Annotated in this window: 14 protein-coding genes; 11 read left to right on the top strand and 3 right to left on the bottom strand. The window is 57.0% G+C overall.

Going from position 1 to position 12,123, the window contains the following annotated elements:
* Positions 1–12: 12 nt before the first annotated feature.
* From nuoN to ACR0DG_RS07765, 4 genes are read left to right on the top strand one after another with little or no spacing between them, the layout of a single operon-like run.
* The gene (gene nuoN, locus ACR0DG_RS07780) at positions 13–1,455 is read left to right on the top strand and encodes an NADH-quinone oxidoreductase subunit NuoN (protein ID WP_480695971.1); all 1,443 of its coding nucleotides are present in this window, start codon (positions 13–15) and stop codon (positions 1,453–1,455) included.
* 53 nt (positions 1,456–1,508) lie between these two features.
* Positions 1,509–2,258: a biotin--[acetyl-CoA-carboxylase] ligase gene (locus tag ACR0DG_RS07775; protein ID WP_480695969.1), complete on the top strand. Its 750-nt coding sequence runs from the start codon at positions 1,509–1,511 to the stop codon at positions 2,256–2,258.
* A gap of 11 nt (positions 2,259–2,269) precedes the next feature.
* Positions 2,270–3,049, top strand: a complete 780-nt coding sequence (locus ACR0DG_RS07770) for a type III pantothenate kinase (protein WP_480695967.1) — start codon at positions 2,270–2,272, stop codon at positions 3,047–3,049.
* Positions 3,046–4,713, top strand: a complete 1,668-nt coding sequence (locus ACR0DG_RS07765) for a ribonuclease J (RefSeq protein ID WP_480695965.1) — start codon at positions 3,046–3,048, stop codon at positions 4,711–4,713. Before ACR0DG_RS07770 ends, ACR0DG_RS07765 begins: the two co-directional genes overlap by 4 nt.
* Positions 4,714–4,722: 9 nt before the next feature.
* Here the strand turns inward: ACR0DG_RS07765 and ACR0DG_RS07760 are convergent, their stop codons facing one another.
* Positions 4,723–5,424 (bottom strand): NUDIX hydrolase, encoded by a 702-nt coding sequence (locus ACR0DG_RS07760; protein ID WP_480695963.1) that lies wholly within the window; start codon positions 5,422–5,424, stop codon positions 4,723–4,725.
* Between the two features lie 25 nt (positions 5,425–5,449).
* Positions 5,450–5,848 carry a DUF983 domain-containing protein gene (locus tag ACR0DG_RS07755; RefSeq protein ID WP_480695961.1) on the bottom strand — a complete coding sequence of 133 codons (399 nt, stop codon included), beginning with the start codon at positions 5,846–5,848 and terminating at the stop codon, positions 5,450–5,452.
* A 162-nt stretch (positions 5,849–6,010) separates the two neighbouring features.
* Here ACR0DG_RS07755 and ACR0DG_RS07750 point away from each other — a divergent pair, with 162 nt between their 5' ends.
* Genes ACR0DG_RS07750 through ACR0DG_RS07735 form a run of 4 tightly spaced genes read left to right on the top strand, consistent with a single transcriptional unit; the run spans position 6,011 to position 7,936 of the window.
* Positions 6,011–6,505 carry an EF-hand domain-containing protein gene (locus ACR0DG_RS07750; protein ID WP_480695960.1) on the top strand — a complete coding sequence of 165 codons (495 nt, stop codon included), beginning with the start codon at positions 6,011–6,013 and terminating at the stop codon, positions 6,503–6,505.
* Positions 6,506–6,511: 6 nt separating this feature from the next.
* Positions 6,512–7,132, top strand: a complete 621-nt coding sequence (locus ACR0DG_RS07745; protein WP_480695958.1) for an RNA polymerase sigma factor — start codon at positions 6,512–6,514, stop codon at positions 7,130–7,132.
* Positions 7,119–7,466 carry a hypothetical protein gene (locus ACR0DG_RS07740; protein WP_480695956.1) on the top strand — a complete coding sequence of 116 codons (348 nt, stop codon included), beginning with the start codon at positions 7,119–7,121 and terminating at the stop codon, positions 7,464–7,466. Before ACR0DG_RS07745 ends, ACR0DG_RS07740 begins: the two co-directional genes overlap by 14 nt.
* The gene (locus ACR0DG_RS07735; protein ID WP_480695954.1) at positions 7,463–7,936 is read left to right on the top strand and encodes a periplasmic heavy metal sensor; all 474 of its coding nucleotides are present in this window, start codon (positions 7,463–7,465) and stop codon (positions 7,934–7,936) included. Before ACR0DG_RS07740 ends, ACR0DG_RS07735 begins: the two co-directional genes overlap by 4 nt.
* A 5-nt stretch (positions 7,937–7,941) precedes the next feature.
* Here the strand turns inward: ACR0DG_RS07735 and ACR0DG_RS07730 are convergent, their stop codons facing one another.
* Positions 7,942–9,330 (bottom strand): diguanylate cyclase, encoded by a 1,389-nt coding sequence (locus tag ACR0DG_RS07730; RefSeq protein ID WP_480695953.1) that lies wholly within the window; start codon positions 9,328–9,330, stop codon positions 7,942–7,944.
* A gap of 87 nt (positions 9,331–9,417) precedes the next feature.
* On the opposite strand from ACR0DG_RS07730, the gene ACR0DG_RS07725 reads away from it, so the two are divergent.
* The 3 genes from ACR0DG_RS07725 (at position 9,418) to ACR0DG_RS07715 (ending at position 12,100) form a co-directional block, all read left to right on the top strand.
* Positions 9,418–9,702, top strand: coding sequence for a DUF3572 domain-containing protein (locus ACR0DG_RS07725; RefSeq protein WP_480695951.1), 285 nt, complete (start codon positions 9,418–9,420; stop codon positions 9,700–9,702).
* Between the two features lie 24 nt (positions 9,703–9,726).
* Positions 9,727–10,422 carry an HAD family hydrolase gene (locus ACR0DG_RS07720; RefSeq protein WP_480695950.1) on the top strand — a complete coding sequence of 232 codons (696 nt, stop codon included), beginning with the start codon at positions 9,727–9,729 and terminating at the stop codon, positions 10,420–10,422.
* Positions 10,423–10,540: 118 nt separating this feature from the next.
* A complete protein-coding gene (locus ACR0DG_RS07715) occupies positions 10,541–12,100 on the top strand; it encodes a trimethylamine methyltransferase family protein (RefSeq protein ID WP_480695948.1) in 1,560 nt (519 codons plus the stop codon).
* Positions 12,101–12,123 lie beyond the last annotated feature (23 nt).

Raw genomic sequence — 12,123 nt, 5'->3', positions numbered from 1 at the left:
GGCTTTGGAGACATGATCCAAGCTGATCTGACAATCATCCTGCCAGAGATCGTTCTGGCCGTATATGCGATGGCGGCGCTGATCGGGGCTGTCTACACCTCGAAAGACGGGTTGGCCCCCGCGCTGGTTTGGGCGACCTCGGGTCTGATGGCGCTGCTGGCGATCTGGATTGCCACCAATGGCGACGGTGTTAACGTGGCCTTTTACGGTATGTTCGTGGATGACGGATTTTCGCGCTTTGCCAAGGTTGCAATTCTGCTATCCGCAGCGGCCGTTTTGTTGATGAGCCAGGATTACATGGCGCGTCGTGGGCTGTTGCGGTTTGAATACCCTCTGCTGGTGGCTCTGGCCGCCGTGGGTATGATGATGATGGTCAGCGCAGGCGATCTGATGTCCCTTTATATGGGGCTGGAGCTGCAATCGCTGGCGCTCTATGTCGTGGCCGCCTTGCGCCGCGACAGCGCGAAATCCACTGAGGCCGGTCTGAAATACTTTGTTCTGGGCGCTCTCAGCTCGGGCTTGCTGCTGTATGGTGCCTCGCTGGTTTACGGCTTTACCGGCACCACGCTGTTCTCGGGCATCATCCAGACTGTCCATCATGGAGACGTCTCGATTGGTCTGCTTTTCGGCCTGGTCTTCCTGATCTCTGGTCTGGCGTTCAAAGTCTCCGCCGTGCCATTCCACATGTGGACGCCCGACGTTTACGAGGGTTCGCCTACACCGATCACCGCGTTCTTTGCCACCGCGCCGAAGGTCGCTGCGATGGCACTGTTCGCGCGTCTGTTGCATGACGCCTTCGGGGGTGTCGTGAAGGACTGGCAGCAGGTGATCGTTCTGCTCTCGGTTCTGTCGATGCTGTTGGGTGCAGTGGCCGCGATTGGCCAGCGCGATATCAAGCGACTGATGGCGTTTTCGTCGATTGCCCATATGGGCTATGCGTTGATTGGTCTGGCAGCCGGTACGGAAATGGGCATCAAAGCGATGCTGATGTATCTTGCGATCTATGTGACCATGAATATCGGTACTTTCGCCTTCATCCTGATGATGGAGCGCGATGGCAAACCCATCACCGATATCGACGCGTTGCGCCAGTACTCCCGACGTGATCCGGGCAAAGCGCTGGCTGTGCTGATCCTGATGTTCAGCCTTGCGGGCGTGCCGCCGATGCTGGGCTTTTTCGCCAAGTTCGGCGTCTGGCAGGCTGGTGTCAGCGCGGGTCTGACCGGGTTAGTTATCGTTTCGGCAATCGCGTCCGTCATCGGTGCGTTCTATTACCTGCGGATCGTGTTCTACATGTATTTCGGAGCCGAGAACGAAGACCCGATCGAAACACGTTCCACTCCGGTTCTCTGGGTGGCGTTGATGGGATCGGCGGCTTTGATGCTGATTGGCGTGTTCTACCAGTTTGGCGTGGAAGGTGCTGCAGCGGCAGCAGCGGCGACGCTTGTCAACTGATACTGATGGAAACCAGGAATGGGGGCTCGGTCATTCGACCGGGCCTTTTTATCATGACTGAGTGGCCTGCCGGATATGGGCTGCACATCTTGCAGCAAGTCGACAGCACCCTGAACGAGGCCGCGCGGATCGCCCCAGCAGCACAGGGCCCGACTTGGATCATGGCGCATCATCAAACTGCCGCGCGTGGGCGTCGGGGCAGGGCCTGGGCCAACCCAAAGGGTAATCTGGCGGCTACATTGCTGATGCGACCAGACGGAGCACCCGAAGATGCCGCACTGCGGAGCTTTGTTGCGGCTTTGGCTTTGTTTGACGCCTGTGTCTCCGTCACAGGTCGTGCGACTGGTCTGTCTCTTAAGTGGCCTAACGACGTTTTGCTGAACGGGGGGAAACTGGCCGGAATCCTCTTGGAAAGCACCGGGCAGGGCCGGGACGTCACCCATCTTGCGATCGGGATAGGGGTGAACCTATCCGAAGCGCCTCCCGCCCATGCCGTCGAAAAGGGCGCGGTTCGCCCGGTCTCGCTGCTGTCCGAGACGGGTGCTCATGTAACGCCCGAAGATTTTCTGACTGAACTGGCTGCAGCCTACGCGAAGTATGAAACTCAGTTCTCGACCTATGGGTTCGAGCCTATCCGCGCGGCCTGGCTGGCGCGCGCTGCTCGGTTGGGTGAGGTTATAACCGCCCGAACGGCATCCTCTGAAACTATCGGAACCTTTGAAACGGTAGACGTATCTGGCAACCTTGTCTTAAACACCGCCAAAGGTCGCGTGAGCATACCAGCGGCGGAAGTGTATTTCTAAAGGGGGCGCAGATGCTTCTGGCGATAGATTGCGGTAATACGAACACTGTCTTCTCGATCTGGGATGGAGAGAACTTTCTGTGCACGTTGCGCACGTCGACACACCATTCCCGGACGGCTGATGCCTATTTTACCTGGTACTCGACGCTGGTGAAGCATTACGGGATCGAGGCTGATATTTCAGATGTCATCATAGCCTCGACCGTGCCGCGTGTGGTGTTCAACCTGCGTATTTTCGCCGACCGTTTCTTTGGGTGCCGCCCGCTTGTGGTTGGCAAACCGGAATGTCTGCTGCCTGTCGCCCCTCGGGTGGATCAGGGCACCGTGCCCGGGCCGGACAGGCTTGCCAATGCAGTTGGCGCATATGATCGGCACGGCGGAGATGTGGTTGTGGTCGATTTCGGAACGGCAACCAATTTTGATGTCGTTGCATCGGATGGGGCCTATGTCGGTGGCATCATCGCTCCCGGCGTCAACCTGAGCCTTGAAGCCCTGCACCAAGGCGCGGCCGCGTTGCCGCATATCGACATCACGCGCCCGGATAAAGTCATCGGCACGAATACGGTTGGCTGCATTCAATCAGGCGTGTATTGGGGGTATTCCGGTCTGATCGAGGGGCTGATCGCTCGGATCAGGGCGGAATATGGAATGCCGATGAAAGTCGTTGGAACCGGTGGGCTGGCGCCGCTGTTTGATCAGGCGGACGTAGGTTTTGACGTGATCGAAGATGATCTGACGATGCACGGTCTGACCGTGATAAATCAATACAATAAGGAAAATGGCTCCGCATGAGCAATGAACGACTAATCTATATGCCGCTGGGTGGAGCCGGCGAAATCGGAATGAATGCCTATGTCTACGGCTATGGAACGCCGGGCAAGGAACGGCTGATTCTGGTCGATCTGGGCGTGACATTTCCTGACATGGATACGACACCGGGTGTCGATCTGATCCACGCGGATATTTCATGGTTGCGCGAACGGGCCGACCAGCTTGAGGCCGTGTTCATCACCCACGCGCATGAAGATCATGTCGGCGCCGTCGCCCATTGTTATGAGGCCTTGGGTGCCCCTGTCTACGCGCGCGCATTCACTGCCAATATCGCGCGCCGCAAGATGGAAGAGTACGGCCATCCCGAAGATGCTGTTCGCACCGCATCGGCGTGGCCCGAGCAAGTGTCGGCCGGGCCGTTCACGGTGGGCTTCCTGCCAGTTTCGCATTCGATTCCCGAAAGCGCTGCTTTGGTGATCGATACGCCCGAGGGGCGGATCGTACATTCCGGTGATTTCAAGTTGGATACCGATCCCGTTGTGGGTGAACCTTTCGACCCCGATTTGTGGTCGGAAGTCGCGAAACCGGGGGTCAAGGCGCTTGTGTGCGACAGCACAAACGTGTTCTCGCAACATGCCGGGCGTTCGGAATCCGAGGTCGGGCCAGAGATCACCAAGCTGGTCGCCGAAGCTAGCGGCATGGTTGTTGCCACGACCTTTGCGTCGAACGTTGCGCGAGTAAAGACATTGGCCGAGGCAGGTCAAAGGGCAGGGCGATCCGTTGTGTTGCTCGGGCGCGCCATGCGCCGAATGATCGAAGCGGCGACTGAAACCGGCATTCTGTCGGATTTCCCCAAGGTGATCAGCGCGGAAGAAGCATTGGACGTTCCGCGACAAAACCTGATGCTGATTGTGACCGGCAGTCAGGGCGAGCGTCGTGCAGCCAGCGCGCAGCTTGCACGTGGCAAGTACCGCGGTCTGGAATTGAAAGAGGGCGACTTGTTCCTGTTCTCGTCAAAGACCATCCCGGGCAATGAACGGGGCGTGATCTTCATCATGAACCAGCTGAGTGAAAAGGGCGTGGACGTCGTGGATGACAGCTCGGGCCTTTACCATGTATCGGGGCACGCGAACCGACCTGACCTTGAAAAAGTGCATGCACTGATTGACCCGCAGATGGTCATCCCGATGCACGGGGAACACAGGCACCTGCGCGAACATGCCAAATTAGCCGAAGCTGGCGGGCGGACGGGTATACTCGCCGTGAACGGCACGATGCTCGATCTCACCGGAAATGCACCGAGTGTTGTCGATTATGTCGAGACTGGGCGAACTTATCTGGATGGCACAGTCAAAGTCGGTGCCCTTGATGGTGTGGTGCGCGATCGTATCAGGATGGCGTTGAATGGCCATGTTACTGTCACCGTCATTCTGGACGAGGAAGATGAGCCTTTGGGGGAGCCCTGGTGCGATACGATGGGATTGCCTGAACTTGGATCATCGCGGGCGGCGCTGGTCGAGATTCTTGAAGAAGACCTCAATCAGTTTCTGATGCGGGCCGACGCGAAAACCCTTCGGGATGACGACAAGTTGGAAGAAGCATTGCGCCGTATCGTGCGCCAGACCGCAAAATCCGAGATCGGCAAAAAGCCTGAGGTCACGACGGTTATCAGTCGGATGAAGTAGCCAGACCGATCAGTCTGTAAGCGGCATCTGGTAGCCTTTTAGTTTGAAAAACAGGCTTTCCTCATCCTTGTTCAAAAGGAAGGGGACAGATTTGGGCGGGGCAGGGTCGTCGACACGTGCGGCCACCTCGGCCAAGACGACTTCGGTGATAAAGGGCAGGTCGAATTCGCGCGCGCGGTCGAGCGGGACCCATTGCAAATGCGACAACTCATCAGAGGCGCGCGAGAAATCGTCCAGATCCATCTGTATCGCCGACGCGTCCACCAAAAAGAATCGTGCATCGAAACGCCTTGGTCGGCCCGGAGGCGTCACGGCGCGAAACACGAACTGCAATTCCTCGGCCGAGGGACAAAAACCCAATTGTTCGAAGGCTTGCCAGTCTTCTGGGGCTTGGGTTGGCCACTTGCCGGGCTGACCCAGAATTAACCCCGTCTCTTCCCACAACTCTCGGATTGCGGCAGCGGCCAGCGCGTGTTGCAAACCCGGATCGGAACGCTCGGCCAGACGGTCATGGCACAGTGATGACAGGCCGCTGGCCAAAGGTACCTGAGCGTCCGCTGGATCGACAGCGCCTCCGGGAAAAACAAACTTATTGGGCATAAAGGCTGCTTTGGCGCCCCGTTGACCCATCAGAATGGAAGGTGATGTCATACGATCACGCAGGACGATAACGGTCGATGCGTTTCGAATTGCAGACTTATCTACCGTCATGAGCGTCCCCGCGTGATCTGCCGGGTTACTCGGATTTTTCGAAACCGTGCATACGCCGCGCCCACTGATACGCAACGACAGCACCCTTAAGGCGCGGCAGCAGAAACAGCGACAGCGCAGTACAGCCAATCGCGAAAATCAGGAACATGGTCAGGGGCTCTGGCCGCCAATGGACATAGGACACATGCAGCGCAGGCGCGAGCAAGTGACCCACCAGAAGGATCGTCAGATAGGCCGGGCCGTCATCTGCACGGTGATGAAACAGCTCCTGACCGCAATTCGAGCACTCGTCATTCACCTTCAGGTAGCTGTGCAGCAGCTTCCCTTCACCACACTTAGGACAGCGGCAGCGAAATCCTTTCACCAATGCGGGCCAGGTCTGGCGTTCGGTGTCCGCGTGCGTGTCAATTGTCTGATCTGTCATTGTGATACTCATGGGTTCTGGTCGGCGGATATTGCGCATGTTTCGTGTAACTTTAAAGGGGGGTGCGTCGCTTTGCACCGGCAAAGTTCGTGCAAAACTTTTTTGATTTCTCGCGACGGAAATCCGAAATAGCGCCGTTTGAACCTATGTGAGCAGCGGCGAATGAGCCGCAAAACAAAGGAAAACGATATGAAAAGCGCCAAATTCATCCCGGCCATCGTAATTGCGGCTGTGGCCGTTACGGGAACTTCTGTATTGGCTGCAGGGCCGCGCGATCGCGAACCTGTGACTTTCCAGGAACTGGACGCCAATAGTGATGGTCTGGTGACCAAAGAAGAAATGCAGGCCCATCGCAGCAAGCGCTTCACCGAGGCTGATGCTGATGGAGACGGGCAATTGACCGTCGAAGAAATGCAGGCGGCAGGCCAGAAAAAGGTAAATGACCGCGTGGCCAAGATGTTTGAAAAGCACGATGCCAACGCAGATGGCTTTCTAAGCCAGGATGAGTTGCCCAAACCGCGCCGTGCTGACAAGATGTTTGACCGTATCGATGCCGACAATGATGGGTCGATTTCGGAACAGGAGTTTGCCGATGCCAAGGCGAAAAGAGACCGCCACCACAAGAAACGGCCGGGAACGGACTCTGACGATAGCTGATGCAGGATGGAGGATCTGACCTCCTCAACTGAGGATGTTCGCGGCGTTTCCTGCGCCGCGAGCACGTCCAGCGATGATGCATTGCTGGGCCTTTTCGCGCGCGGGGATGCGACGGCGGCCCGTGTGCTTACGGATCGGCTGGGGCCGCGGGCTTTTTCGGTTGCGATGCGAATGCTCGGCAACCGGGCAGAGGCCGAGGATATCACGCAGGATGCGATGATGCGCCTGTGGAAAGCGGCACCGGATTGGGTCTCGGGGCAGGCGAAAGTGTCCACGTGGCTGTACCGTGTCACGATGAACCTTTGCGTTGATCATCTGAGGCGTCAAAAACCGGACCGGTTGGCTGATGTGCCAGAGCCTGAAGACGGGAAACGCACCGTAGCCGAGCAAATGCAGGATGAGGCCCGTAGGGATGCGCTGCAGTCGGCATTGGACCAATTGCCTGAACGTCAGCGGCAAGCCGTAATCTTGCGGCATATCGAAGAATTACCCAACCCCGAGATTGCCGGGGTTATGGGTGTTTCCGTAGAAGCGGTTGAAAGTTTGACCGCAAGAGGGAAGAGGACACTGGCCGCCTTGCTGGCCGGACGTCGGGAAGAACTGGGGTACGAAAATGACGGAAGATGAAAAGCATCTGGATGAACTTTTCGCGGCGGCGCGCCAAGAGCGCCCTGATCTGTCGGACGATCTGGTCGTGCGTATTCAGACGGATGCCGAAACGGTGCGTCTGGCGACCCTTGCGCACAAACCGCAGCCCAGCCCGTCAGTTTGGACCCGTTTGGTGCGGGGTTTAGGGGGCTGGCAGGGTTTGGGCGGTCTGGTCACTGCCAGCGTTGTTGGCGTTTGGATTGGGTTTGCTGCGCCGGGCTTTCTACCGGACCCGGCGAACTACTTTTTTGATCCCGTCACAAGCATTGCCCTGGCAGATCTTGATGCATCTTATCTGGAGGACGCGGAATGAGCGACGCCCCCAAACCAAAACGTAGGTGGTTGCCGATCCTGCTGGCGATTTCGCTAGGTTTGAACCTTTTGATTGTCGGGGTCGCCGTGGGAACGGTTCTTCGCGTCAAGGGGGGCGATCATGCCAAAGCGCCCCCGGGATTTGGACTGGCCCTGTTCCGCGCCTTGCCAAAAGAGGATCGCAAAGCTTTCCGCAAAGAGCTGCCGGATCGGCATCGCTCCGGGTCAAAGCAGCGGGCGGAGGATTTCGCCGAACTTGACGCAGCCTTGCGCGCAGTTCCATTCGACCCAGAAGACGTTGCAGTGCTGCTGGCGCAGCAGGCTCAGCACTTGGCGGATCTGCAGTTGAATTTGCAAGAAAAATGGCTGGCCCGGGTTATCGCCATGAGCGACGCAGAACGCCAAACCTATGCGGACCGTTTGCAAGAAGTGGTGCGACGTGGTCCGCATGGCCGCAATAAGAAGGACTGAGGTGCTCAGGCCGCGTTCTGCCTGCATCTGACTTGGTTTCGCCCGGCCTTCTTTGCCGCGTACAGTGCTGTATCAGCTGACTTGATAAGATGATCCAATGGTGCGAGGCCAGACTGCGACGGCTCGGCCGCGATAAGTCCAACGCTGATTGTAACCGGAACAAATCCTGCGTTGTTGGGCAGCGCAAACGGTTTTTGCCGGATGCAATTGCAAAGGGCCCGGGCAACGGTCAGCGCTTTGGCCTGTGTGGTCTCGGGCAGGCCGATCATGAATTCCTCTCCTCCGATCCGGGCCACGAATCCGTCTTCACCTATGGCGCGTTCCATTCTGGTGCCAGCTTCGGTGAGTACGATGTCACCACCCGCGTGTCCGTAACGGTCATTGATGGATTTGAAGTGGTCCAGATCGGCCAGCATGACAGCAAAGCCTTGCCCACATCGCGATGATTTTCGTGCTATCTGGTCCATCGCGCGCATGGCGTAACGGCGGTTGTGCAGGCCGGTCAGCGGATCAATCCACGACTCGGTAATTCTGAGCTGTAACGAATCTCGCATCCGATCCAGCTGGGTTTTTCGTTCGATCTGGGATTTGAGGCGCAGAGCAACCTCTTGTGCACAAAACCCCCCCATGCACACGGCATCTGCTCCTCGGTCCAATGCCTCTGACGCGCGGTTCGCGTCGTGATCTTTCAACACGGCCAGCAGCACGGTGCGGCGCGTGGCACCGCGTGATTTCAGATCGGCGAGTATGCTCAGACTGGAAGGTTTTGATCCTACCTCAATCACGATGGCATCTGGGGCAGGGTCGGATAGCACTCCATGCAGGTTGGACATGCTATGCACTGCCATCTTGTGCCGTATTCTCGATTCCAGTGCGTTTTGCCACAGGCACCCTGTACGCGGCGATTGGGTCAGCAGAGCAACGCGCGCAGCTTTAGGCGGTGTTATCAGCCCCAATGCGGGTTCCGCGAAACCCAAAGGCTGAGAGGCTGTATCCAGTTTGAGGTCCTGTGCTTCGGCGCGCGCGCGTAGCAAGCTTCGAACCTGGGCCAATAGCAGCGTATCTTTGAACGGATGGACAAGCACGTCATCCAACCCTTCGGATAGTGCTTTCAGTCGCGCGCCTTTGTCGTTCTGAGCGGCGATGGCAACCACTGGTACATCCACCATATCAGGATCAGCGGCAACCAACCGTTTGACGTCTAACGCGGTTCCATCCGGCAGGTTTTGAGCGGTTAAGATCAGATCAGGTCGTGTGCGCCTGAGCAATCCGGCAAGCCCTTGCAATTTTTCACCTTGCACGACGTGATACCACGCTGCGGTCAGTTGAACCTTCAGCATGATGCGATTGGTCGAGGTCCCGTCTAGGACAAGGATGGTTCCCTGCACGGACATATCTGTCACCGTTGATTGCATGCGTTGCTAAAGTGTTTATGAGTCTGGTTAACAAACCCTTTCCAAGATCGAATCCGAGACCCCTTTATGCCGATCTCTGCCCAATCCGCCGAAACGCTTGCTTTGAATGTCTTGGGTTGGCTGGTCAGCAACGAGGAACTTTTACCCGTTTTCCTGGGGTCTACCGGTGCTTCGGCTCAGGACCTGAGGGACAGAGCGTCCGAGCCGGAATTTCTAACTTCGGTTCTTGAGTTTCTGCTGATGGACGATTCTTGGGTTGTCGAATTCTGTGATGCCAATTCCGTGCCTTATGACATGCCCAACCAGGCCCGAGCGATGTTGACGGGTGGCGCAGACGTCCACTGGACCTGAACTTTTACCCAGCAGGAGCTTGCAATGCCCATCAAAGCGATCCTTTTCGACAAGGACGGTACCTTGTTTGATTTTGCCGACACATGGGGCGCATTTGGGCGCAACACGCTGCTGCGACTGACGGATGGGGATGCGAACAAGGCGGCAAAGTTAGGTCGCGAGATTGGCTTCGACCTCGAGCAGTTGACCTATGCTGACGATAGCATCGTTATTGCTGGAACTGTTGAGGAGGTGGCCGAAGTCTTAGCTCCGCATTTGCCGGACGTTCAGCTTGGTGATCTGATTGACCTGCTGAACGAAGAATCCGCTGTTGCACCGCAGGCACCTGCTGTGCCTTTGACCCCATTACTCAATGGATTAAGGCAAATCGGGCTTAAGCTGGGGGTTGCTACGAATGACGGTGAAAAACCGGCGCTCGAGCATCTCGCATCCGCAGGTATTCGTGACCATTTTGATTTTGTTGCCGGGTATGACAGTGGCCATGGCTTCAAACCGGGTCCGGGGCAGTTGCTGGCTTTTGCTGCGCATGTGGAGTTAGCCCCCGAGCAGGTCGCGATGGTCGGTGACAGCCTCCACGATCTGCAAGCCGGACGCGCGGCCGGAATGAAAACGGTTGGTGTTCTGACAGGCTTGGCGCAGGCCGAGGATTTGGCCCCAATGGCTGATGTTGTCTTGCCCAACATAGGGCATATCCCCGACTGGCTTCGTGAAAACCGGTAGACTCTGACCAGGATTCGACTGTTCGGAATAAAAAACCGACATAATGTGTCGCAGATAGAGCGGCCAGTTGCCCATGTTCGGGGCTTGCTCAGGTTTAAGCAAGCTCCAGGAGGGTCCCATGGCAGATACAAAATCGCGCAGACGTCGTAGCGGAGGACGTGCCGGTGCCGCCGAGCGTCGGGGCAGTGCCGTCATTGATCAGATGCCCTGGAACCCACCAATCAACATAGACAAACCCACCGAGCCGCTGGGTGCAGATGGGATTGAGGCAATTCACGAGGGGGCGATGCGTATCCTCGAAGAGATCGGGGTCGAGTTCTACAACGAAGAAGCTATCGGTATTCTTCGAGAGGCGGGTTGCACGATTGACGGCGACAATGTGCGGATGGGCCGCGATTTTGTTATGGAGATGGTTGCAAAGGCACCGTCCAGTTTCACGATCACGCCGCGCAATGAGAACCGGAAGATCGAGATTGGCGGTAAAAACCTGCTGTTCGGGAATGTCTCATCCCCGCCGAATTACTGGGATATGGAAATCGGCACCAAGGTGCCGGGCAACCGCGAAATGTGCCGGAATCTGCTTAAGTTGACCCAATATTTCAACTGTATCCACTTTGCTGGCGGATACCCGGTTGAGCCGGTCGATATCCATGCCAGCGTTCGACACCTGGACGTTCTGTATGACAAGCTGACCCTCACCGATAAGGCAATGCACGCTTATTCTTTGGGGAAAGAACGCGTCGAAGACGTGATGGAGATGGTGCGCATTGCAGGCGGGCTTAGTCATGAGGAATTTGAGTCCACGCCACGCATGTACACCAACATCAACTCGACATCGCCACTGAAACATGATCACCCGATGATTGACGGATGTCTGCGTCTGGCGCGTCGCGGACAGGCGATTGTGGTGACACCCTTTACCTTGGCAGGTGCGATGGCCCCCGTGACGATGGCGGGCGCAGTGGCGCAGTCTTTGGCCGAGGCATTATGCGCGATCGCCTTGTTTCAATATGTTCGACCGGGCATTCCCTGCGTCATCGGCACCTTTACGTCGAACGTGGATATGAAATCCGGAGCGCCAGCTTTTGGGACACCAGAGTATATGCGCTCGACCCAGATGACAGGCCAAATGGCGCGGTATTACGGGTTGCCCATGCGATCCTCGGGAGTGTGCGCAGCCAATGTGCCTGACGGCCAGTCTGTTTGGGAAACGTCAAACTCGCTTTGGGCGGCGGTTCAATCGGGGACGAACATGGTGTACCACGCAGCCGGATGGCTGGAAGGGGGGCTTATCGCGAGCCCTGAGAAATTCATTATGGATTGCGAAGTTCTACAGCAAATCCAGCGGTATATGCAGCCGGAAATCACAAACACGGGCCCTGATGAAATTGCACTGGATGCGATACGTGCTGTTGGAAATGACGGGCACTTCTTTGGTATTCAGCACACGCAAGACCGGTACACTACGGCGTTCTATCAACCCTTTCTAAGCGATTGGAAAAACTTCGAGGGGTGGAACGTCGCAGGTGGGACTTGGACGGCGGAACGAGCGCATCACATGTTCAAGGAGATCATCACCAGTTTTGAGCCTCCGGCAATTGATGACGGGATCCGCGACGAATTGGCCGACTTTGTCGCGCGCCGTAAGGCAGAAGGCGGGGCTCCGACAGATTTCTGACTTAAATTCAAAGTCTTCCGATA

The sequence above is a fragment of the Ruegeria sp. BG8 genome (genome assembly GCF_056538325.1).
The sequence above is the reverse complement of the archived record's forward strand: the minus strand, read 5'-3'. Positions and strand labels throughout refer to the sequence as shown.

Bases quoted from the DNA above. Each gene is read 5' to 3' on its own strand.
- nuoN (WP_480695971.1), top strand. From the start codon at position 13: ATGATCCAAGCTGATCTGACAATCATCCTGCCAGAGATCGTTCTGGCC.
- ACR0DG_RS07775 (WP_480695969.1), top strand. From the start codon at position 1,509: ATGACTGAGTGGCCTGCCGGATATGGGCTGCACATCTTGCAGCAAGTC.
- ACR0DG_RS07770 (WP_480695967.1), top strand. From the start codon at position 2,270: ATGCTTCTGGCGATAGATTGCGGTAATACGAACACTGTCTTCTCGATC.
- ACR0DG_RS07765 (WP_480695965.1), top strand. From the start codon at position 3,046: ATGAGCAATGAACGACTAATCTATATGCCGCTGGGTGGAGCCGGCGAA.
- ACR0DG_RS07760 (WP_480695963.1), bottom strand. From the start codon at position 5,424: ATGACGGTAGATAAGTCTGCAATTCGAAACGCATCGACCGTTATCGTC.
- ACR0DG_RS07755 (WP_480695961.1), bottom strand. From the start codon at position 5,848: ATGACAGATCAGACAATTGACACGCACGCGGACACCGAACGCCAGACC.
- ACR0DG_RS07750 (WP_480695960.1), top strand. From the start codon at position 6,011: ATGAGCCGCAAAACAAAGGAAAACGATATGAAAAGCGCCAAATTCATC.
- ACR0DG_RS07745 (WP_480695958.1), top strand. From the start codon at position 6,512: ATGGAGGATCTGACCTCCTCAACTGAGGATGTTCGCGGCGTTTCCTGC.
- ACR0DG_RS07740 (WP_480695956.1), top strand. From the start codon at position 7,119: ATGACGGAAGATGAAAAGCATCTGGATGAACTTTTCGCGGCGGCGCGC.
- ACR0DG_RS07735 (WP_480695954.1), top strand. From the start codon at position 7,463: ATGAGCGACGCCCCCAAACCAAAACGTAGGTGGTTGCCGATCCTGCTG.
- ACR0DG_RS07730 (WP_480695953.1), bottom strand. From the start codon at position 9,330: ATGTCCGTGCAGGGAACCATCCTTGTCCTAGACGGGACCTCGACCAAT.
- ACR0DG_RS07725 (WP_480695951.1), top strand. From the start codon at position 9,418: ATGCCGATCTCTGCCCAATCCGCCGAAACGCTTGCTTTGAATGTCTTG.
- ACR0DG_RS07720 (WP_480695950.1), top strand. From the start codon at position 9,727: ATGCCCATCAAAGCGATCCTTTTCGACAAGGACGGTACCTTGTTTGAT.
- ACR0DG_RS07715 (WP_480695948.1), top strand. From the start codon at position 10,541: ATGGCAGATACAAAATCGCGCAGACGTCGTAGCGGAGGACGTGCCGGT.